This window comes from Burkholderia sp. 572, from assembly GCF_040545135.1.
Classification (GTDB): Bacteria; Pseudomonadota; Gammaproteobacteria; order Burkholderiales; family Burkholderiaceae; genus Burkholderia; species Burkholderia cepacia.
The window spans coordinates 98,610-119,764 of record NZ_JBEPLH010000016.1; the positions used below are offsets into that span (position 1 = coordinate 98,610).

General features: G+C 70.2%; 18 protein-coding genes and 1 pseudogene. 10 read left to right on the forward strand and 9 right to left on the reverse strand.

What is annotated here, in order from left to right:
* Positions 1-163: 163 nt before the first annotated feature.
* Positions 164-610, forward strand: coding sequence for a hypothetical protein (locus ABIC51_RS27885; RefSeq protein WP_021163484.1), 447 nt, complete (start codon positions 164-166; stop codon positions 608-610).
* 196 nt (positions 611-806) lie between these two features.
* Here ABIC51_RS27885 and ABIC51_RS27890 read toward each other — a convergent pair.
* The 7 genes and pseudogenes from ABIC51_RS27890 to ABIC51_RS27920 form a co-directional block, all read right to left on the reverse strand.
* Positions 807-875 (reverse strand): annotated as a pseudogene (locus tag ABIC51_RS27890) (hypothetical protein); the annotation flags it as partial.
* A complete protein-coding gene (locus tag ABIC51_RS27895) occupies positions 859-1,065 on the reverse strand; it encodes a DUF2964 family protein (protein WP_175855842.1) in 207 nt (68 codons plus the stop codon). The gene ABIC51_RS27895 and the pseudogene ABIC51_RS27890, both read right to left, overlap by 17 nt.
* A gap of 182 nt (positions 1,066-1,247) precedes the next feature.
* On the reverse strand, positions 1,248-2,372 hold the full coding sequence (locus ABIC51_RS27900) for an ABC transporter permease (RefSeq protein ID WP_027792313.1): 1,125 nt from the start codon (positions 2,370-2,372) through the stop codon (positions 1,248-1,250).
* 2 nt (positions 2,373-2,374) lie between these two features.
* On the reverse strand, positions 2,375-5,182 hold the full coding sequence (rbbA, locus tag ABIC51_RS27905) for a ribosome-associated ATPase/putative transporter RbbA (protein WP_175901467.1): 2,808 nt from the start codon (positions 5,180-5,182) through the stop codon (positions 2,375-2,377).
* Positions 5,179-6,252 carry an HlyD family secretion protein gene (locus ABIC51_RS27910; protein ID WP_027792315.1) on the reverse strand — a complete coding sequence of 358 codons (1,074 nt, stop codon included), beginning with the start codon at positions 6,250-6,252 and terminating at the stop codon, positions 5,179-5,181. The genes rbbA and ABIC51_RS27910 overlap by 4 nt, the downstream gene beginning before the upstream one ends.
* A complete protein-coding gene (locus tag ABIC51_RS27915; protein WP_226129486.1) occupies positions 6,249-7,745 on the reverse strand; it encodes an efflux transporter outer membrane subunit in 1,497 nt (498 codons plus the stop codon). Before ABIC51_RS27915 ends, ABIC51_RS27910 begins: the two co-directional genes overlap by 4 nt.
* A 209-nt stretch (positions 7,746-7,954) precedes the next feature.
* Positions 7,955-8,143 carry a DUF2964 family protein gene (locus tag ABIC51_RS27920; protein ID WP_027792317.1) on the reverse strand — a complete coding sequence of 63 codons (189 nt, stop codon included), beginning with the start codon at positions 8,141-8,143 and terminating at the stop codon, positions 7,955-7,957.
* Positions 8,144-8,422: 279 nt separating this feature from the next.
* Here ABIC51_RS27920 and ABIC51_RS27925 point away from each other — a divergent pair, with 279 nt between their 5' ends.
* The 3 genes from ABIC51_RS27925 to ftsH are packed head-to-tail and all read left to right on the forward strand — an operon-like array spanning position 8,423 to position 11,565.
* Positions 8,423-9,070 carry a BON domain-containing protein gene (locus ABIC51_RS27925; protein WP_027792318.1) on the forward strand — a complete coding sequence of 216 codons (648 nt, stop codon included), beginning with the start codon at positions 8,423-8,425 and terminating at the stop codon, positions 9,068-9,070.
* 38 nt (positions 9,071-9,108) lie between these two features.
* Positions 9,109-9,618 (forward strand): BCAM0308 family protein, encoded by a 510-nt coding sequence (locus tag ABIC51_RS27930; protein WP_059696772.1) that lies wholly within the window; start codon positions 9,109-9,111, stop codon positions 9,616-9,618.
* A 33-nt stretch (positions 9,619-9,651) separates the two neighbouring features.
* Positions 9,652-11,565, forward strand: a complete 1,914-nt coding sequence (ftsH, locus tag ABIC51_RS27935) for an ATP-dependent zinc metalloprotease FtsH (protein ID WP_226129484.1) — start codon at positions 9,652-9,654, stop codon at positions 11,563-11,565.
* Positions 11,566-11,588: 23 nt separating this feature from the next.
* On the opposite strand, the gene ABIC51_RS27940 is transcribed toward ftsH, so the two are convergent.
* The gene (locus ABIC51_RS27940; protein WP_354006723.1) at positions 11,589-13,382 is read right to left on the reverse strand and encodes an adenosylcobalamin-dependent ribonucleoside-diphosphate reductase; all 1,794 of its coding nucleotides are present in this window, start codon (positions 13,380-13,382) and stop codon (positions 11,589-11,591) included.
* A 230-nt stretch (positions 13,383-13,612) separates the two neighbouring features.
* Here ABIC51_RS27940 and ABIC51_RS27945 point away from each other — a divergent pair, with 230 nt between their 5' ends.
* The 3 genes from ABIC51_RS27945 (at position 13,613) to ABIC51_RS27955 (ending at position 15,720) form a co-directional block, all read left to right on the forward strand.
* Positions 13,613-14,575 carry a 1-phosphofructokinase family hexose kinase gene (locus ABIC51_RS27945; protein WP_060082643.1) on the forward strand — a complete coding sequence of 321 codons (963 nt, stop codon included), beginning with the start codon at positions 13,613-13,615 and terminating at the stop codon, positions 14,573-14,575.
* Positions 14,572-15,363, forward strand: a complete 792-nt coding sequence (locus ABIC51_RS27950; RefSeq protein WP_175855830.1) for a polysaccharide deacetylase family protein — start codon at positions 14,572-14,574, stop codon at positions 15,361-15,363. Before ABIC51_RS27945 ends, ABIC51_RS27950 begins: the two co-directional genes overlap by 4 nt.
* 168 nt (positions 15,364-15,531) lie before the next feature.
* Positions 15,532-15,720 (forward strand): DUF2188 domain-containing protein, encoded by a 189-nt coding sequence (locus ABIC51_RS27955; RefSeq protein WP_059696763.1) that lies wholly within the window; start codon positions 15,532-15,534, stop codon positions 15,718-15,720.
* Positions 15,721-15,752: 32 nt separating this feature from the next.
* Here ABIC51_RS27955 and ABIC51_RS27960 read toward each other — a convergent pair whose 3' ends face one another.
* Positions 15,753-16,265: a lecithin retinol acyltransferase family protein gene (locus ABIC51_RS27960; RefSeq protein ID WP_175855828.1), complete on the reverse strand. Its 513-nt coding sequence runs from the start codon at positions 16,263-16,265 to the stop codon at positions 15,753-15,755.
* Between the two features lie 451 nt (positions 16,266-16,716).
* On the opposite strand from ABIC51_RS27960, the gene ABIC51_RS27965 reads away from it, so the two are divergent.
* The 3 genes from ABIC51_RS27965 (at position 16,717) to ABIC51_RS27975 (ending at position 20,966) form a co-directional block, all read left to right on the forward strand.
* On the forward strand, positions 16,717-17,184 hold the full coding sequence (locus ABIC51_RS27965) for a hypothetical protein (protein ID WP_060082641.1): 468 nt from the start codon (positions 16,717-16,719) through the stop codon (positions 17,182-17,184).
* A gap of 228 nt (positions 17,185-17,412) precedes the next feature.
* Complete coding sequence (locus tag ABIC51_RS27970) at positions 17,413-18,633, forward strand: putative glycoside hydrolase (protein ID WP_060082729.1); 1,221 nt, start codon at positions 17,413-17,415, stop codon at positions 18,631-18,633.
* Positions 18,579-20,966, forward strand: a complete 2,388-nt coding sequence (locus ABIC51_RS27975; protein ID WP_175855826.1) for an exo-beta-N-acetylmuramidase NamZ domain-containing protein — start codon at positions 18,579-18,581, stop codon at positions 20,964-20,966. Before ABIC51_RS27970 ends, ABIC51_RS27975 begins: the two co-directional genes overlap by 55 nt.
* The last annotated feature ends 189 nt before the right edge of the window (positions 20,967-21,155 follow it).

The following is a 21,155-nucleotide window of genomic DNA, read 5'->3' on the forward strand; positions in this document are numbered from 1 at the left end:
TTGCGGCTACGGTTTGACGTCAATCAACGCGCGGGCCGGACGGTGGCGCGATAGTGGTCGCATGCGCGAGGGCGATGTCGTGATTCCGCCCTCCGCGCGGGCCGCGTATATGCCGTACACACCATAGGCAGCGAGATTTCGACGCGATAGGGACGAATCCATCATGACGCTGATCGCCAACCTGGACGGCGCGCGGACCGGCTACCGGCTGTGCTTCGTCCGCGCGCCCTGGGCGTGGTTTACGTGCCTGCCGCTCGACCTGCAATGCGGCCAAAGCTGGGCCGACGTGCCCTATCAGGACGTCGCGCAACCGCCTTACAGCGATTCGCGCACTCAGCTGCTGCGCGTGGCGTTCGACGCGCCGCGCCTGCTGCCGCCCGAGGCCGGCCGGCACGGGCAGGACTGGAGCGTCGAGCAGATCAACGGCGGCGCGGTGCCGTGGCTGCGCAGCGAGGAATTCGTCGACGCGATGAAGCTGGCCGTGCCGGCGGGGGCGACACTCGCCGAATTCGTCGAGACGATCGAGGCCGCCGGCGGTACCGTCTACGGCCCGCTCGGCTGGGCCGAGTTGCCGCCCTGGCAGCGGCCGGACATCGTGGCGCACACGTAGACGGGCTGACTCCGGACGACCGCACGGCCGCGTTTCAGCCCGGGTCACCCCAGCCGCCGCCGAGCGCGACGTAGAACGCGACCGTGTCCTGCAGCCGCTGCGCGACTGCCTGCAGCCACGCAAGGCGCGCCTGATGGTATTGCACGTCGGTGACCAGCAACTGCACGTAGCCCGGGATCACGCCGAGCAGCGTCGTCTTGCCGCTGCCGGACGGCCCGACGATCAGCAGCCTCTCGCCGAAGTTCGCGTCATCGACACCTCGCACAACGCCTGCGCTCGCCAGCGGCCGAATTCAACTGTGCGACGAAAGCAGCGACGCCCGACACCAGCGCGACGATCGCGTACGGGAGGACGGGCGCCCCGGCGAGCATCGCGTGCTCGACGCCCAGCAGCGACGCGAGTGCGGTGAACACGCCGAGCGTGGCAAGAACGATTCGGTTTGGCAGGCGCATCATGACGTTCTCCGGCGAGGCGGCCGCCGGCCGCCGTGAGCGCGATGCCGCCCTGCCGCCATCGCGGCCGCCGCGGCTATCACAGGACGTGTCGTCATGATCGCGTGAAGGGTGCCGGCACGGTTGATCTGTATCAACGGACGAATGGGGCCGCCGCGCGCGCGTCCGGCCGCCCGCCGGGCCGGTTACGCCATTTGGGCGATCGTCTTGCGAAAGCGGGTCAGCGACAGCAGGAACAGCGCGCAGCCGATCGCGAACAGCACGGCGAACTGGATCCAGACCGCATCGAGTCCCGCGCCGCGGTACAGGATGCGTTGCGCGAGTTCGACGAAATGCGTGGTCGGCGCGGCCAGCATGATGTCCTGCACGGCGAGCGGCATGCTCTCGCGCGGTGTCAGTCCGCCTGACAGCAGTTGCAGCGGCAGCAGCACGAGCACGAGCAACATCCCGAACTGCGGCATGCTGCGCACGAGCGTCGCGAGAAAGATTCCCATCGACGTCGTCGCGAACAGGTGCAGCGCCATCCCGGCCACGAACAGCGGGATGGAGCCCGGAATCGGCACGTGCAGCGCTCCGCCCACGACCAGCGTCAGCGATGCGACGGCCGCCACCGTGACGACGAGCCCCATCGACCAGACCTTCGCGAGCATGATTTCCGCGGCGGTGACCGGCATCACGAGCAGGTGCTCGATCGTGCCGTGCTCGCGTTCGCGGATCAGCGCGGCCCCGGTGAGGATCATCGACAGCATCGTCACGTTGTTGATCAGCTCCATCAGCGCGCCGAACCACACTTCGTCGAGATTCGGGTTGAAGCGCATCCGCATCGCGAGATCGACGGGCGGCGACGCCGTGCCGCGATAGCGCCGCACGAATGCGTCGATCTCGCCCGACACGATCTGCTGCACGTATCCGCCGCCGGTAAAGGCCTGCGTCATGCGGGTCGCGTCGACGTTGAGCTGGATCGTCGCGTGACGGCCGGCGAGCACGTCGCGCTGGAAATCCGGCGGAATGTCGAGCGAGAACGTGTAGTCGCCGTTGTCGAGGCCGTGATCGGCCGCGGCCGCGTCGACGATCGGCGGCGGTGCGAACTGCGGCGGGAAGAACGCCGACGCGATGCGCGCCGATAGCGGCGACGCATCTTCGTCGACGATCGCGATCGGCACCTTGTGCAGCGTTTCCGGGCGCGCGGTGGCCGCGACGTAGATCGACGCGCTGAACGTGTAGACGATCAGCACGAGCAGGATCGGGTCGCGGGCGAGGCTCCAGAGCTCCTTGACCCCGAGCCGGAAGATGACGAGCAGGCGCGACATGGTCAGCGCTCCTGTTTGCGCAGCAGGGCGGCGGTCATGGCCAGGATGGCCGGCGCCGCCGCGAGCAGCGGCCAGAACTGCGACGACAGGTCGCCCAGGCCGAGCGCCTTGTTGTAGACGCCGCGGCTGATCGCGAGCATGTAGGTGGCCGGGTAGACCGCCCCGATCCACTTGCCGGCGCCTTCCAGCGACGACAGCGGCGTGAGCAGCCCCGAGAACTGCACGACGGGAATCAGCGTGCCGACGATCGTCATGAAGATCGCGGCGATCTGGCTGCGCGTGAACGTCGACGCGAACAGGCCGATGCCCGTGGCCACCACGTTGAAGACCAGCACCGCGGCCGCGAGCGTGAAGAAGCTGCCCTTGATCCGCACGCCGAACGCGACGTCGGCCAGCACGACCATCAGCAGGAAGTTCAGCATGGCGAGCATCACGTAGGGCGCCTGCTTGCCGAGCAGGAATTCCGCGCGTGTGACGGGCGTGACGTACAGGTTGACGATCGACCCGAGCTCCCGTTCCCGGACGACGGCGAGCGCCGTCAGCATCGCGGGCAGCATCAGCAGCAGCATCGGCATGATGGCCGGAATCATCGCCGGCAGGCTCTTGACGTCCGGGTTGTAGCGATAGCGCACGGCGATCTCGACGGCCGGCGCGAGCGACGCGCCGAGCCGGTGCTTCGCCTGGTCGCGCAGCCAGTTCTCGTGCATGCCGGCGACGTAGCCGCGGATCGTCTCGGCGCGCATCGGCATCGCGCCGTCGATCCACGCGCCGATCTCGACCCGGCGGCCGTGCGCGACGTCCCGCGCGAACCCGGGCGGAATCTCGATCGCGAGCGACAGCTGGCCGTTGCGCATGCGGCGGTCGATCTCGCGCTCGTCCGCGAGCGGCGCACGCGGCACGAAGTAGCGCGAGCCGCCGAGGTTCTGTGCATAGTCCTGGCTCAGGATCGACTGGTCGCGGTCGAGCACCGCGAACGTCAGGTTGTCGACGTCGAGGCTGATGCCGATGCTGATGACGCACATCAGGACGAGCGACCCGAACAGGGCCAGCGTCGCGCGCAGCGGGTCGCGCCGCAGCTCCAGCACTTCCCGCCACAGGTAGCTGCCGGCGCGCGCCGGGCTGAACCACGCGGCCGCGCGGGCGGCGCCGGCCCGGGCGGCGGGGGCCTCGGGCGGCGCGTTCAGCCAGCCCGCGTCGGACGCGGCGTCCATCGGAACGCTGTCCGCACGCTGCGCGTCGGTCAGGTACGCGATGAACGCCTCCTCGAGCGTGCCGGCGCCGCGCATGCGCACGAGTTCCCCCGGCGACGCGCTGGCGAGCACCCGGCCCGCGTGCATCAGCGAGATGCGATCGCAGCGCTCGGCTTCGTTCATGAAGTGCGTCGAGATGAAGATCGTCACGCGATCCTGCCGGGCGATCTCGATCATCAGCCGCCAGAAGTCGTCGCGCGCGACGGGATCGACACCCGACGTCGGCTCGTCGAGGATCAGCAGTTCGGGCTTGTGCACCATCGCGACCGCGAGCGACAGCCGCTGCCGCATGCCGAGCGGCAGGCTTTCGGGTAACGCGTCGAGTACGCCGGTGAGTCCGAAGCGCCCGGCCATTTCGTCGACCCGCCCCGGTACGTCAGCCTCCGGCACGCCGAACAGGCGCGCATGCAGCACGAGGTTCTGCCGGACGGTCAGCTCGCCATACAGCGAAAACCCCTGCGACATGTAGCCGACCCGCCGGCGCGTGTCGATGTCGTCGGCCGCGACCGGCTGGCCGAACAGCGTCGCCGTGCCTTCGGAGGCCGGCAGCAGGCCCGTGAGCATCTTCATCGTCGTCGACTTGCCGCAGCCGTTGGAGCCGAGGAAGCCGAAGATCTCGCCGCGGCGGATTTGCAGGCTCACGTGATCGACCGCGACGAAATCGCCGAACCGCATCGTCAGCCCGTCGGCCTCGATCGCGTAGCCGGCGGCGGGTTCGGGCTGAAACGGCGCGATCCGGATCGGCTCGTGCCCGCGTCGCTGCGCGTCCGGGAGCAACGCGACGAATGCGCCTTCGAGCGTGTCGCACCCGGTGCGGGCCAGCAGTTCGTCCGGGCTGCCGGTCGCCAGCACCCGCCCGGCGTCCATCGCGATCAGCCGGTCGAAGCGCCGGGCTTCGTCCATGTACGCGGTCGCCACCAGCACGCTCATCGCCGGGCGGGCGGCCCGGATGCGCGCGATCAGTTCCCAGAACTGGGCGCGCGACAGCGGATCGACGCCGGTCGTCGGTTCGTCGAGGATCAGCAGGTCAGGATCGTGGATCAGCGCGCAGCACAGGCCGAGCTTCTGCTTCATGCCGCCGGACAGCTTGCCGGCGGGGCGATCCAGGAACGGGTGGAGGCCGGTGCTGCGCGTGAGCGCGTCGATCCGGCGGCGCCGCTCCGCCGCATCGTGGCCGAACAGCCGCGCGAAGAACTGCAGGTTTTCCTCGACGGACAGCGTCGCGTAGAGGTTCCGGCCCAGGCCTTGCGGCATGTACGCGATGCGCCGGCACACGCGCGCGCGATGACGGCGCGACGCCAGGTCGCCGCCGAGGGCCCAGACGCGCCCCTGCTGGATCGCGCGTGCGCCGGATACGAGCGCGAGCAGGCTCGACTTGCCGACCCCGTCCGGGCCGATCAGCCCGACCATGCGGCCGGCCGGGATGTCGAGCGTCACGTCGTCGAGCGCGGCCTTGTCGCCGTAGCGCAGCGAGACGCCGGACAGCCGCGCGACCGGCGCGGGCGCCGGCGGCGTTTCGGTCGCGCCGGCACCGGTATCGGCCGGGAGCGCCGATTTCATTGCGGCACCTTGATCGCGAGGCGCGCGGGCCACGCGGCGTTCGGATCGACCTTCAGCCATGCGACACCCGGCAGCCCGGTCTTGACGAGCTTCAGGTGGCGCTGCAGCAGGTCGCGGTCGATGCGTGCCTTCACCCGGAACATCAGCTTCTGCCGCTCGGTGGCCGTCTCGACCGTCTTCGGCGTGAACTGCGCGGTGCTCGACACGTACGACACGCGGGCCGGAATCACGTATTCCGGCGCCGCGTCGAGCACGATCCGCACGTCGGCGCCGAGCGGCACCCGGCCGACGACCGTCTCGGGCAGGAAGAACGTCATGTAGACGTCCGACAGGTCGACCACGTTGAGCACCTTGCCGCCGGCTGGCAGCACCTCGCCCGATTCGGCCACGCGATACTGCACGCGCCCGTCGCGCGGCGAGGTCAGGTCGCTGTCCGAGATGTCGGCCTGCACGCGCGCGACGGTCGCCTGCGCGGCCGTCACCGCCGAGTGCGCGGCGACCAGTTGGGCCCGGGTCGCATCGATCGCGGCCTGGGCTGCCTGCACCTGCGCGCGCGCCGCATTCACGGTCGCCCGCAGGCTACCGGCGCGCGCGCGATCGTCGTCGAGTTCCTGCATCGACGACGCACCGTCGCGCGACAGCGTTTCGGAGCGCGCGAGCCGCCGCGTCGCCGCATCCAGTTCGCTTTCCCGCTGGACGACGACGGCCTCGGCCGCCGCCTTGTCGCTGCGCCGCTGCGCGACCTGCGCGTCGATGCTCGCCGCCGTGTTCACGGCCTGCGCCTCCCGGGCGCGCGCCTCGTCGAGCTGTGCCTGGAGGACGACCACGTCCATGCGCGCGAGCGGCTGCCCGGCCTTCACGAAGTCGCCTTCGTCGACGAGCATCGCGGTGACGCGCCCCGGCAGCTTGGTCGCGACGTCGATCTCGGTCGCCTCGATGCGGCCGTTGCCGCTCACGAGGCCGGCATCGGCCTGCCCGTCACGCCAGCGCGTCCATCCGAAATACGTGATGCCGATCGCGAGCACGGCGACGCCTGCCCCGATCAGAAGAGGGCGCTTGAGGGTTTTCATCGTATGGAATCCGGATTCGTCGATTCGTTGGTCGGTCGCGCGGCGGCCGCGTCGCCGTCGTGCGTGGCGCCGCCGAGCGCGCCGTACAGCGCGACGCGGCTCGACAACAGCGCGCGACGCGTCATCACCCATTGCTGCTCCGCGTTCATCAGGTCCCGCTGCGCGTCGAGCACCTCGAGGAAGCGGGTCGCGCCGCTGTCGTAGCGCAGCTTCGCGAGGCGGGCCCGTTCGGCCTGCGAATCCAGCGTGGCGCGCTCGATACGCACCTCGTCGGCCAGCCAGTAGCGGGATGCAAGCGCATCGGACACGTCGCGAAACGCGCTTTGGATCGTCCGCTCGTACCGCGCGAGCGCTTCGTCGTGCTGCGCGTGCGCGAGGGCGAGATTCGAGCGGTTGCGGCCGCCGTCGATCAGCGGCAGCGTCACGTTCGGGATCACCGACCAGACGCCGGTGCCGGACGTCAGCAACTCATGCAGCGCGCTGCTGCCCGAGCCGATCGAGCTCGTCAGCGCGATGCGCGGAAAGAACGCGGCGCGCGCCGCGCCGATGTTGGCGCGGGACGCCTGCAACTCGTGTTCGGCCGCGATCACGTCCGGCCGCTGCGCGAGCAGCGACGAGGGCAGGCCGGGGGCGAGCGACGGCGCGACGGCGGCGTCGTCGAGCGCGAGCGGCGTGCCGGCCAGATCCGGCGGCGCACCGACCAGCAGGGCCAGTGCATCGGCCGCCGAGGCGCGCGCCTGTTGCAACTGGGCGCCGAGGGATTCCGCTTGCTGCAGCAGGATCTCGGCCTGCGTCAGGTCGAGGCGCGAGATCGCGCCGGCCGCGTGGCGAAGCCGGAAAATCCGCAGCGACTCGCGGCGCGTGTCGATCGTCGCGCGGGTCAGCGCGATACGCTCGTCGTACTCGCACAGCGTCAGGTACGCGTTGGCGACCGACGTGATCACGCTCAGCGTCGCGGCACGCCGGGCCGCATCGCTCGCGAGATAGCGCTGCAGCGCCGCGTCCTTCAGGTTGCGCACGCGGCCCCAGAAATCGAGCTCCCATTGCGTCTCGGCCAGCCGCACCTCGTAGGCCTGACCGATGAACGGCGTCGGCGTGAGGAGCCCGCCCGGCGCGCGAAACCGCGCATAGGCCGCGCCGGCGCCGATCGTCGGCCACTGGTCCGCGCTGCGGATGCCGTAGACGGCACGGGCCTGTTCGACGCGCGCGACAGCCGCGCGCAGGTCGCGATTGTTGGCCAGCGCCTGCGCGATCAGCGCCCGCAGGCGCGCATCGACGAAGTAGTCCTGCCATGCGGGCACCGGCGCGGCCGCGGGCGTGGCGCCGGCCGACGGATCCGGAAAGGCGGCGGGGATCGGCGCGGCGGGACGTTGGTCCGGCGGGGCGAGCGACAGGCATCCGGAAAGCAGGCCGATACCCGTTGCGAGCGCAACGAAACGCCCGTACCGGGAAGCTGCAATGCGGAACACAACGGGAAGCGCGGTGGCGCGCATGGAAAGCCTCGGCGAATACGGAAACGCGGGGTGGCGCCGCCTCGTGGCGTCGCCGCTTCGGGTTCACTTATATCCGACGATTGACGCTCCTACCCTTGATCTGCATCACTTCGGCGGGAATGCGTTTCGAGCGGTGCTTCGGTTGACAGGCGCGCCGGAACATGGCCCCGGGCCGGCGGGTTGCGCCGGGCCCGACGCGGTCGCGCGCGTCACGGCCGATCGCCAGGGGCGAGGTTCAGCAGGACGGCGAACGAGAGGATGCTCAGGATCAGTGTGACGATCGAGTATCTGAAAACCCGCTCGTCGAACAGCATGCCGTGAATGATGCCGGCCAGCGATGCGAGCGCGATGAATACGCTGAGCGTTGCCAGCGAGATGCGGTATTGCCTGCGGTTCATGACGGTCTCCCGGGGAGCGGCTGTCGCAACGATATGAAGCGTGCGGGCCGCCACGAATGCCGCGGCGGCCGGGGACATGATCGCGTCGCACCCCGTCGCGCGGTTGATCTGCGTCAACGGAAAAATCGGGATCGAGTGTGCGCGACGGCGGCTGCCGCAAGCACGGCGTTGATTGATCCTCGTCAAACCGCCGGCGCCGCCTTGCGCGATGCTGAATCCGGTGCGGCCCCATCGCCGATCGCGAATGTCGCGACCGGCACGGGCCGACAGGAGACGGCAATGAAGTCCGATGCAGCACTCAAGCAGGATGTCGAGCAGGCGCTGTTCTGGAATCCGGCGGTCGATGCACGGCGGATCGACGTCGACGTACACGACCGGATCGTGACGTTGCGCGGCACGGTCGACAGCTGGGCCCAGAAACTCGAGGCGCAGAAAACGGCGCTGCATGTCGAGGATGCACGCGCGCTCGTGCTCGAACTGAACGTTGCACCGCAGGAGAACGCGTGCGCGGACCAGGAACTGGCGATCGCGATCACGTTCGCGCTCGGCTGGCAGGAGGCGCTGCGCGATCACAAGATTCGCGTCGAGGTCGATCACGGTTGCGTGACGCTCGACGGTGAAGTCGATCATGCATACCAGAGCCGGGCGGCGGAAAAGATGGTCAGCCGGATGATCGGCGTCGTCGGCGTCGCGAACCGGATCCGGGTGCGCACGGATCACACGGTGCCGGACGTCGGCACGCGGATCGCCGAAGCGCTTGCGCGTCGCGCGCGGCGCGAATCCGCGGGAATTGCGATCGACGCGGCCGACGGCATCGTCACGTTGACGGGCAAGGTCGCGTCGCTCGCCGAAAGGCGCGCCGCGTGCGGGGCGGCCGGATCGGTGAGAGGCGTTCGGGAGGTCGTCGACCGGCTTACCGTCGGCTGACGGCTCGCCAGTGCCGTCCACTGCGAGGAGACGCAGTCATGAACCGTTCGAATTCCGGCCCCGGCCGACACCCTCTGCGCCACGACAGGCGCATGCAGCCGCATACGAAGGACAGTTACCGCGATCCGAAGCGGCCGAAGGGCGACAGGATCTGCGAAGGCTGCGGCGCCGTCTGCGACGCGGGCCGCTGGACGTGGTACGCGACGCCGCTCGACCGGCGCCAGCTCGAATGCCCGGCCTGCAAGCGCATGCGGGAAAACCTGCCGGCGGGCGAACTGGTGCTGCACGGCGCGTACCTGTGCGCGCACCGGGCGGCGATTCTCGACCTGCTCGAGCGCCAGGCCATTCTGGAGACGAGCGAGCACGCGCTCGAACGCATCATGGAAATCGAGAAATCCGCCGATACGCTCGTCGTCCGCACGACGGGCGTGCACATGGTGCGACGGCTGGGGGAAGCGTTGCTGCATGCGCATCACGGCGATCTCGCGATCCACTATCGCGACGGCGAGGACATCCTGCGCGCGCAATGGACGCGCAACGACGCATGAACGGAGGGGTGTCCGGCGAGCGGGCCTGATGCGATGAAAAAATCATTCGATTACTCCGGACTGCTGATCCCGTTCGTGTTTGCCGCGCTGGTGGCGTATCAGCTGCTGATGACCCGGCCGGCAACGACGTCGATCCCGTACAGCGACTTTCACCGCCTGGTCGACGCGCGGCTCGTCGACGATCTGGACATCGGCCAGTCGTCGATTTCGGGCGTGCTGCGCATGCCCGAGGCCGCTGCGAACCTGCCGGCCTCCGACGCGGCCGCCGTGAAGAAGGCCGGGCCGCCGTGGCGCTTCACGACCAACCGGGTCGCTGACGATCGCCTCGTCACCGAACTCACGGCTGCCGGCATCCGCTATCGCGGCGTGTCGGATTCGGGCTGGCTGGAAACGCTTGCCGGGTGGATATTGCCGGTGATCGTCCTCATGACGTTCTGGAGCTTCATGATGCGCAGGCCGGGCGGGGTCCGGGACTTCAGCGGCATGGGCAAAAGCCAGGCACGCGTATACGTGCAGCAGGAAACCGGCATCACGTTCGACGACATCGCCGGCATCGACGAGGCGAAGGCCGAGCTGCAGCAGATCGTCGCGTTCCTGCGCAACCCCGAACGCTACCAGCGGCTCGGCGGCAAGATCCCGAAGGGCGTGCTGATCGTCGGCGCGCCCGGCACCGGCAAGACGCTGCTCGCGCGCGCGGTGGCCGGCGAGGCGGCCGTGCCGTTCTTCACGATCAGCGGCTCGGCGTTCGTCGAGATGTTCGTCGGGGTCGGCGCGGCACGCGTGCGCGACCTGTTCGAGCAGGCCCAGCAGAAGGCGCCGTGCATCGTGTTCATCGACGAGCTCGACGCGCTCGGCAAGGCGCGCGGCGTCGGCCTGATGTCCGGCAACGACGAGCGCGAGCAGACGCTCAACCAGCTGCTCGTCGAGATGGACGGTTTCCAGGCCAATTCGGGCGTGATCATCATGGCCGCGACCAACCGGCCGGAGATCCTGGATCCGGCGTTGCTGCGGCCCGGGCGCTTCGACCGCCACATCGCGATCGACCGGCCCGACCTGACCGGCCGCAAGCAGATCCTTGCCGTGCACACGAAGCGCGTGAAGCTGGCCCCGGAGGTCGACCTTGCCGAGCTGGCGCAGCGCACGCCGGGCTTCGTCGGCGCGGATCTCGCGAACGTCGTCAACGAGGCCGCGCTGCATGCGGCCGAACTCGGCAAGCCGGCGATCGGCATGGCCGACTTCGACGAGGCGATCGATCGCGCGATGACGGGCATGGAGCGCAGGAGCCGCGTGATGAACGACGAGGAAAAGCGGACCATCGCGTACCACGAGGCGGGGCACGCGCTCATCGCGCAAAGCCGCGTGCATTGCGATCCGGTGAAGAAGGTGTCGATCATCCCGCGCGGCATCGCGGCGCTCGGCTACACGCAGCAGGTGCCGACCGAGGATCGCTACGTGCTGCGCAAGAGCGAGCTGCTCGAGCGGCTCGACGTCCTGCTCGGCGGGCGCGTCGCCGAGGAACTCGTGTTCGGCGACGTGTCGACCGGCACGCAGAACGACCTCGAGCGAGCGACCGCGCTGGCGCGGCACATGGTCATGCAGTACGGGATGAGCGCGAAGCTCGGCCTGGCGACGCTGGACGACGCGACGCCGCAAGGCGGTTCACCCGGCGTATGGACGCCGGGCGACGGCCGGTGCAGCGAACACACCGCGCAGTTGATCGACGAGGAGGTGCGCGCGCTGCTCGAAGACGCGCACGTCCGCGTCGCGGCGACGCTCGGCGAGCATCGCGACGCGCTCGAACGGATCGCGCGGTGCCTGCTGCAGCACGAGTCGATCGATCACGACACGCTGGTGGCGCTCATTACGCCGCCGGACGATCGCGGTGCGGCGCCCGAGCCGGCGCGAGCCGATGCGGAGCCGGTAGCGGCCACGGACACGTCGGCCTGACCCGCGACCGGCGATCGGGCCGCTCAACAGCCGATGCAGACCGCGCCGTCGCGCAGTTGCGCGGTGTCGTCGGTGACGACCGACGCGAGCCGCGGATCGGGGCGGAACACCGTGATGCCCTTGAGCCGGTCGCGCCACGCCGCGAAGAACAGCGCGTCGACCTGCGCCAGCGAACATTGGCTGTCCAGCGTCACGGTCTTCGAGATGCCGGCGTCGACGCAGGGCTGGAGCGCCGCGAGCATCGCGACGTGATCGAGCGGTGCGATCTCGGCCGCGGTAGCGAAATAGTCGGGCAGCTCGACGCGGTCGCCATGCAGCGCGCGAAACAGCCGGTAAGCATGGTTCTGCACCCGGAACGCGCGCACCTGCCCGTCTGCCGTGCGGACCATCCGGCGCTGCGTCCAGCCGACGGCCGGCTCGATGCCGTTCGAGCAGTTGTCGCAGAACGCGAGACTGACGCTGCCGGCCGGCGCGAACGACAGCAGATGGCTGTTGCGCAGCCCGTGCCGGTCGATCGCGTGATGCACCTTCAGCGGCAGCCGCATGCGGTAGGCGGGGCCCGTCAGGTAAGCGGCCGGATCGTAGGCGGGAAACGCGCCGCGCTCGGCGGCCAGCGCGGCCGATGCGGCATACGCGTGCTCGCGCATCGTCAATGCGATGCTGCGCGCACATGCGCGCGCCTCGACGCTGTCGTAGCGTAGCCGCAGCATCGTCAGCGCGTCACCCAGGCCCGTCACGCCGACACCGATGCGCCGTGTCCGATGCGCTTCACGTGCATGAGCGGCGAGCGGCCATGCGGTGAGGTCGAGCACATCGTCGAGCAGGCGCACCTGGACGTGCACCGCGTCGGCAAGCGCCGCGAAATCGAATTGCGGCTCGCCGCCGATGCCGAACGGATGAAGCACGAACCGCGACAGGTCGATCGGCCCGAGCACGCAGCTGCCGTAGGGCGGCAGCGGCTGTTCGCCGCACGGGTTCGTCGCGTCGATCCGCTCGTGCTCGCGCAGCGGGTTCGCGTCGCGGATCGTGTCGAGGAACAGCAGCCCGGGTTCGGCGCTGTCGCGTGCGGCGTTGACGATCGTTTGCCACAGCTTGCGAGCAGGAACCGTCGCATGAAGGTAGCGCCCGTCCTGCCGCCGGGGCGACGCAACGTCGGCTGCGTGGCGCGGCGCGTGATGGACGAGCGCCCATGGCAGATCGTGCGCGACCGCTTCCATGAACGCGTCCGTGATGGCGACCGACAGGTTGAAGGTCGGCCAGCGCGATCGCCCGCGCTTGGCCGTGACGAACGCGGCCAGATCCGGATGATCGCAGCGCAGCACGCCCATCTGCGCGCCGCGGCGCGGGCCGGTGAACGGCAGCGTGCGGCACATCGCATCGAAGCGGTCGATCGCCGCGCAGGCGCCGCGTTCGGACGACAGGCGGCGTTCGTACGCGCCGGCGGGCGGCACCGGCGAGAAGTCGTAGCCGATCCCGCCGCCCATCTGCAGCGTGAGCCGGGCGTCGTCGAGCGCCTGCGCGAGCGCCGCGTCGGTGCCTTGCAGCGGCGTCTCCACGGGAACCGCGAGCGGGTGGACGAAGCAGTTGATCATCGTTCCGCCTGCCGTCGAGCCGGCATTCGCCATGATGCGGCCGGCGCCGATCGCGCCGCGCTGCAGGTTCAGGAAGAACGTGCGCTCGGCCCGGGCGCGCAGCGCGGGCGGCTCGGCGAGTGACAGTGCACGGGCGACACGCTGGAAGACGGCCGCGCGCGATGTTTCGCCGGGCTGCGCATAGCGCTCGGCGAGCACGGTGGTGCAAAGCGGCTGCTCGTCCATGGCGGGGCTCGGCGACGACGGATGATTCACTGTAAGGGCCTGCCCGCCCGCGTCGTTGATCGAGCGCAATCCGGCGCGGTTGCGGCATCGTTTGACGGTCGTCAACGCGGTGCGAAGGGGCATGCGTAAGGTGGTGGCAGGGCCGGCCTGCGTCGATGGCCGGAACGCGGCACGGCCGCGGGCGGGCGCCGCGCAAGCCCGCGAATCGTGTCTTCCACCGACCACGCGCCATGACCGAGATCGTTACCGTCACGTTGAATCCGGCCGTCGATGTCTCGACGTCGGTCGAACATATCGTCGATACGCACAAGCTGCGCTGCGCGCGACCCAGGCGGGACCCGGGCGGCGGCGGGATCAACGTCGCCCGGACCGTTCACCGGCTCGGCGGCGACTGCGTTGCGCTGTACCTGGCGGGCGGGCCGACGGGCGACGTGCTGACGCTGCTGCTCGAAGCCGAACACGTGCCGTCCGTCCGCCTGCGGATTGCCGGCGAGACGCGCGAGAACGTGTGCGTGACCGAGACCGCGACGGGGCGTGAATACCGTTTCCTGATGCCGGGGCCGTTGGTCACGGCCGCCGAGTGGCGCGACTGCGCGGCCCGCATCGCGGCCTTGCAACCCGCGCCGCGCTATCTTGTGCTGAGCGGCAGCCTGCCGCCCGGCGCGCCGGACGACCTGTATGCGACGCTCGCGCGGACGGCCGCCGCGAACGGCAGCCGGGTGGTCGTCGACGCGGCGGGCCCGGCGCTGCGCGCCGCGCTCGATGCCGGTGTCCATCTCGTGAAGCCCAGCCTCGACGAACTGAGCGCGCTGGCCGGTGAACCGCTCGACGAAGCATCGGCATGCCGGAAGGCGGGCGAGCTCGTCGCGCAGGGGCGCGCCGACATCGTTGCGCTGACACTCGGCGCGCGCGGCGCATGGGTCGTCACGCGCGAGCGCGCGCTGCGCCTGCCGGGCAGGCCCGCGGCCGTGTGCAGCACGGTGGGTGCCGGCGACAGTTTCGTCGGCGGGATGATCTGGGCGCTGGCGCGCGGCGTGCCGTTCGACGACGCGTGCCGGTATGCGCTGGCGGCATCGGCCGCGTCGGTCGAGCATCCCGGTACGGCACTGTGTACACGCGAGGACGTCGAGCGGATTCATGCGGAACTGGTTGCGCAGGCACGCGGCACGGCCATGGCGCGAGGCGCGGCATGAGCTTGCGCGCGATCGTCTGCCTGCTGCTGCTGTCGTGCCTGCCGCGGATGTCGTCCGCCGGCGCCGGCACGGTCGCGCCCGTGTCGCAACGCGTGCTGATACTCGTCTATCACCGGTTTGCGACGCAACGCGTGGATTCGATGACGGTGCGCACCGGGACATTCGTCGAGCAACTGCACGCGATCGAGGCGAGCGGCTACCGTATCGTGCCGCTCGCCGACGTCGTGCGCTGGCACGATGGCCAGACGGATGCGCTACCGGCGCGCGCGGTCGCGATCACGGTGGACGACGGTCACCGTTCCGTCTACGACGTGCTGCGCCCGCTGCTGGCGGCGCATCCGGTGCCGGTCACGCTGTTCGTCTATCCGTCGGCGATTTCCAACGCCCGCTACGCGATGACGTGGGATCAGTTGCGCGCGCTCGGCCGATCCGGCGGATACGACATCGAGTCGCATACTTACTGGCATCCGAATTTCGCCACCGAGCGCGCGCGGCGCACTGAAGCGGATTACCAGCGATTCGTCTCGTTCCAGTTGGACCGGTCGCGCGAGCGGCTCGAGTCCGAAACCGGTCGGCCGATCCGGCTGCTGGCCTGGCCGTTCGGCGTCCATGATGCGCTGACCGACCGGCTGGCCGCTCGCGAAGGCTATGTCGCGGCGTTCACGATCGATGCCCGCCCCGTTCGGCTGACGGATCTCCCGATGGCGTTGCCGCGCTATCTGATGACGGATGCGTGCGGCACGCGATGCATGAACGGATTGCTGCAAACCGCCGGGGAGAGGCCGTGACCGGTCACCGGATCGCGGGGTTACCGCGGTCGTTCGCCGATGTCGTCTCCGTCGGGGGTCACGCCGGGCCGGATCCTGTGGGGCCCGCTGCACCATCGCTGCGTTCCTGCCGCGCTTCCCGCCGGCCGGCACTGCGGAATCGGCCAGCCTGTACGAGCCGGATCGACCATGCCGTGGAATGACGAACGCTATCCGCCGTCGATGCGGAACCTGCCGCCGCCGGTTCGCGGCAAGGCGATCGAGATCGCCAACGCGCTGCTGCGGCAAGGGCGCGCCGAGGGCAGCGCGATCCGTATCGCGATCGCGCAGGCGAAACGCTGGGGGCGGGCGCATGCTGCCTTTCGCCCACGCGGGTGAGGGGCGGGGGCGTCAGGTCGATTCAGGTCGCGCTAGGCCCCGCATCGAGCCGGGCAGGCACGCGGGGCCGGCGTGCGTTCGACGGATGCCGCATGCAGCCGCCCGGCCAGCACGCACGCAAGCAGCATGGCGACGACCGCGATGCCGTGAAGCGGGTTGCGCAGGCACGACGCGACCTGCTCGCTCCTGCCGACGCCGAACAGGCACCACAGGCAGAAGTGTTCGCAGTTGTTGGTGAGCAGCCGGTAGCGGCATTCGCCGAGGCGCGAGGTTGCGCGCCGCGCCGCCTCCGTGCCGTCGTACTGAGCCCGCGCGTGCCGGACCATCGCGAGACCGAAGCCGGCGCAGAAGTCGTCGAGGGAGACGACTTCGACCGGGCCGCCGCCCGGACTGCGTGCCAGGCCCGCGTAGTGGATCACGTTGCCGTTGCCGATGTAGATCCCGTGGTGAACGTAACCGGGGCGCCGGGTCACGAGGTGGGCGCCGACCGGAAGGTCGTGGTGCGGCGCGGCATCGTCGGCATGGGCTGTGTTCGGGTGAGTCATGGCCAGCTCCTGGAACTGGTGGCGGCCGTGCGGAACACTTGCTCGCGAGCCGCGGTACGCGTTGCATCCTGTCACGTCTCCAGTATTGGCGGCGGAACATGGCCGGACAATCAGCGCGGTCTGAGCTTGCTGTCCGACGTCGGGTCGCCGTGTCGGAAATTTCCGACGCGCCGCGCAATATCGGCTGACAGCCGGAACGGACAATGGCGCCGCGCCGCCGCGCGTGGCGCGTCGTGCGGGCCCGCCGCGCCGCCCGATCGTGAGCCGCGAGCCGGCTCGCCGCGCCGCTGGCCGGTCGGGAGCACTTGACCTGCGTCAACCGGAAATCGACGTTCCGCGCGACGCTGGCTTCGTCAACGATGCGAATGCGTCACGTCGCGGCACGCCGGCCGTGACGCGCCCGGACGAACGAGCCGCATCGCCACCCGCGTGCCTGAATCGGGAGAACGAAATGCGGACTGGAATCGTCGGGTCGCTACTGCTGTCGACCTGTTTGATGGCCGCCGCCGCGAGCGTGCCGGCTCAAGCGCTGCCCGAGCCGATCGTGCGGAACGGTGCCGTATACATCACGGGCGGCGTCGGCGAGGAGGAAGTCGCGGCGTTTCGCGCCGCTGCGCCGCGTTACAACTTGCGGATCACGTTCGCGACGAAGGCCGGTCATTACCTGTCCGACATCGACGTCACGTTGGCGTCCGGCAAGTCGACGATCCTCGACGCGCACACGGCCGGCCCGTTCCTGTTCGCGCGCGTGCCGCCGGGGCGATATACGGTATCGGCGCGCGATCGGGCCGTTCAGGAAGTCCGTCACGTCGTCGTGCCGGCGCACGGCGCCGTCGATATGCGGTTCTACTGGCGGAACCCGGACCGGCGCGATGTGATGCGGCTTTGCAGCGGTTGTCCGGGCGCAGGCACGCCCTAGACGCGCATTGCGATCGACGCGTTTCGGGCAGCGGCGCAGCGCGTGCCGTTGATCTGCCTCACGCGGCGTGGCGGCGGATTCGCAACAATATCCGCAGGAATTCGCGTCGCGAGGTGTGCTTTGAAGAATCGTGCAATCGTCCATTGGCCGCGTGCCGGGCGGCACCGGCATGAGCCGTTTCGAGGCGGGTGGCAGGGCGCAGCGACGCTCGGCCGCGTGCTGGCGGGCATGCTGCTGGCGCTCGCGTGTGTCGCCGCCCGGGCCGGAACCGTCCCGGTGACGGTCGTCGATGCCGGCAGCGGCCGGCCGGTGTCGGGTGCGCTCGGTTATGCGTCGGGCAGCAGCCTGGTTGCATCGGCCGCCGGCATGTTTGCCGCGCCGGCGGGCGACGTGACGCTCAGCGTGACCGCGCCCGGCTATGCACGCGCGGAGGTCGTGCTCGCCGCCGGCGAGACGGCACGCACGGTGCGGCTCGTACCGTTCCGTCCGAAGGCCGTCTACCTGTCGGTCTACGGTGTCGCGGATCGCACGCTGCGCGACGCGGCGCTCGCGCTCCCGGGCCGCACGGCCGTCAACGCGTTCGTGATCGACGTGAAGGGCGATCGCGGGATGACGCCGTATCGCAGCGACGCACGCGAAGCGATCGGCGCGGCGAGCGGCGAGCCGGGCCCGCGCGTCGCGGACCTGCCGGCGCTGATCCGCGCATTCCACCTGCGCGGGCTCTACCTGATCGCGCGCATCGTCGTATTCAAGGACGATCCGCTCGCGGCCGCCCATCCCGACTGGGCGGTGCACGACGCGGCCGGCGGAATCTGGCGTGATCGCGAGCATCTGCGCTGGATCGATCCGACCGTGCGCGCCGCGTGGGAACACAACTTCGATGTGGCCGAGGAGGCCGCGCGGATGGGTTTCGACGAGATCCAGTTCGACTATCTGCGCTTTCCGGATGCGAGCGGCCTGCGGTTCCACGAACCCAACACCGAGGCGAACCGCGTGGCCGCGATCACCGGATTCCTGGAGGGCGCGCGCGCACGGTTGCGGCCTTACAACCGCTACCTGTCGGCCGATATCTTCGGCTACGTGTGCTGGAATGCCGACGACACGCAGATCGGGCAGCGGCTCGGCTCACTGGGCGGGCTGGTCGATTACATTTCGCCGATGCTGTATCCGTCGGGCTTCACGTGGGGGCTGCCGGGCTGCCGCAAGCCGACCGATCACCCCGGCGAGATCGTCGGGCGGTCGCTCGCGGAAGCGATGCGCCGTACGGGGCTCGACGGCGTGCGGTTCCGGCCGTGGCTGCAGGCATTTCGCGACTATGCGTTCGACCGGCGCGCGTTCGACGCGGCGGACATCCGCGCGCAGGTCGACGCCGCGGACGCGGCCGGCACGGACGGATGGATGCTGTGGAATCCGCGCAATCGTTACGATCCCGCTGCGCTGCCGCGCTGACCGGTGCGCTGTTGTTCGCGCTGGCGCCGGCCGGCGCTCGCGCGGTGCACGACGCGGCACCGGCGACGGCGGCGCAACACCAGGCGGCCGCGATCGATGCGGCGATCGCGGCCGAAATCGCCGACGGCCATCTTGCCGGCGCGGTCGTCGTGACCGGCGACGCGGACGGCGTGCAGGTGCGCGTGGCGCGCGGCTTGCGGGTGACGGGTGAGCACGCGGAGGCGATGACGGCCGATACCGTCTTCGATCTCGCGTCGCTGACCAAGCCCGTGGCGACGGCAGTCGCGATCTTCCAGCTCGCGGAGCGCGGCCTGCTGGGCCTCGACGCACCGGCCGCGCGCTACTGGCCCGCATTCGCGGCGCACGGCAAGGACACGATCACGATCCGTCAGCTGCTCGCGCACGTGTCGGGGCTGCCGGCCGGCGTGTCGTCGTCGCGCGCACTGCGCAGCCGTGCGGCCGTGCTGGCCGACATCGTCGCGATGATGCCCGCGGAGCCTCCCGGCACCCGTGTGCGCTACAGCGACGTCAACTACGTGGCGCTCGGCGAGATCGTCGCGCGCGTGTCGGGGCAGCCGCTCGACACATGGTGTGCGGGTCACGTGTTCGCGCCGCTCGGCATGGCCGATACCACCTTCAGGCCGGGCACGGCGATACGGGCACGCGTCGCGCCGACGCTCGTTCGCGACGGGCGGTTGCTCAGGGGGCGCGTGCACGATCCCGTCGCGGCGGCGATGGGCGGTGTCGCGGGCAATGCGGGGTTGTTCTCGAGTGCCGGCGATCTGGCGCGCTTCGCGCGCATGCTCCTGAACGGCGGCACGCTCGGCGAGACACGCGTGCTCGGCGACGGCAGTGTCGCCGCGCTCGAGACGCCGGCCACGCTCGACGCCGAAGGCGACTGGCATACGCCCGGCTGGCGGGTCGGGCCGCCGCTCGTGGCGAACCGCTATCGGTTGCCGCCGGCCGGTGCGCTGGAGCATCTCGGCTATACGGGCACGGCGCTGTGGATCGATCCCGTGACGCGCCGTTTCGCGATCGTGCTGACGAGCCGGCTGTATCCCGACGAAACCGGCACCGCGATGCCGCTGCGCGCGCTCGTGGTCGGCCTCGTATCGAGCGCGGCCGCGCCGGTGACGTCATTGCAGATCGCGACACGCGTGCCGACGATGGCTGCGGCCGTCGCGCAGGCCGGCCGGTTGCCGGTTTCGCGCGGGCCGGTGCTGGCCGGCATCGACGTGCTCGCGGCAAGCGGCTTCGCCGCCGTGGCCGGCATGCGAATCGCATTCCTGACCAACAGGAGCGGATTCGACCGGTTCGGCCGGCGTTCGGCCGACCTGCTCGCGCGGGTGCCGGGCGCGCGGCTCGTCGCGCTGTTCGCGCCCGAGCACGGGCTCGGCACGGATGTCGACGAAACGTTCGGCGACACGACCGACGCCGCGACCGGCGTGACCGTTCACAGCCTCTACGGGGACCGGCGCAGGATCGCGCCCGAGTGGCTCGCCGACGTCGACGTGCTGGTGATCGACCTGCAGGATGCAGGCGTGCGCTTCTTCACGTATCTGGCCACGCTCGGCTACGCGCTGGAGGCAGCGGCCGCCGCGCACCGCCCGGTGCTCGTGCTCGACCGCCCCGACCCGCTGGGCGCCGACGTGGTCGGCGGCCCCGTGGCCGATGCGGAGCCGGCGACGTTCACCGGTTATTACCCGTTGCCGCTGCAGCCCGGCATGACGCTCGGCGAGCTCGCGCGGCTCTTCAATGCGCGCCTGCATATCGGCGCGGCGCTCACCGTGGTGCCGATGGCGAACTACGCGCGCGCGATGCGCTTCGACGACACAGGGCTCGGCTGGGTGCCGCCGTCGCCGAATTTGCGGGATGGCGCCGCCGTGTCGCTCTATCCGGAGACGGGGCTCATCGAGGGGGCGGCGCTCAGCGTGGGGCGCGGAACCGCGACGCCGTTCGGCGTGATCGGCGCGCCGTGGATCGACGGGCGCGTGCTCGCCGGCGATCTTCGCGCGACGGGGCTGGCTGCGACGTTCACGCCGGTCCGGTTCGTACCGACGGAGGGGCCGTATCGCGGCAGGTTGTGCGAAGGCGTGCGCATCCAACGGCGGCCCGGCGCGACGCGGCCGGGTGAGATCGGGCTGGCGCTCGCGCTGGCGTTGCATCGGCGATATCCGCTGCAATTCCGGATCGATGCAATCCGCGCGTCGATCGGCTCGCGCGAAGTGGCAGACATGCTGGATGCGGGGCGGCCGCTCGGCGATATCGAACGGGTGGTCGAGACGCGGAGTGTCGCGTTCGCGCGCGAACGTGCGGCATTTCTGCTGTACTGACCTCGGCATCGCGCCGTCCTGCCGCGCCGGTCACGTTGCGCCACGCGCCGGCTACGGCATATGCGAATGCCGCGCACCAACGGATCGATGCGATTCTCCACGGCGTCGTGCAATGGCAAATTTTGCCAAAACATGCCGTTTTGTGGTTTTTCACGCGGATGTCATCTCGCGTCGCGATAGTGCGGGATC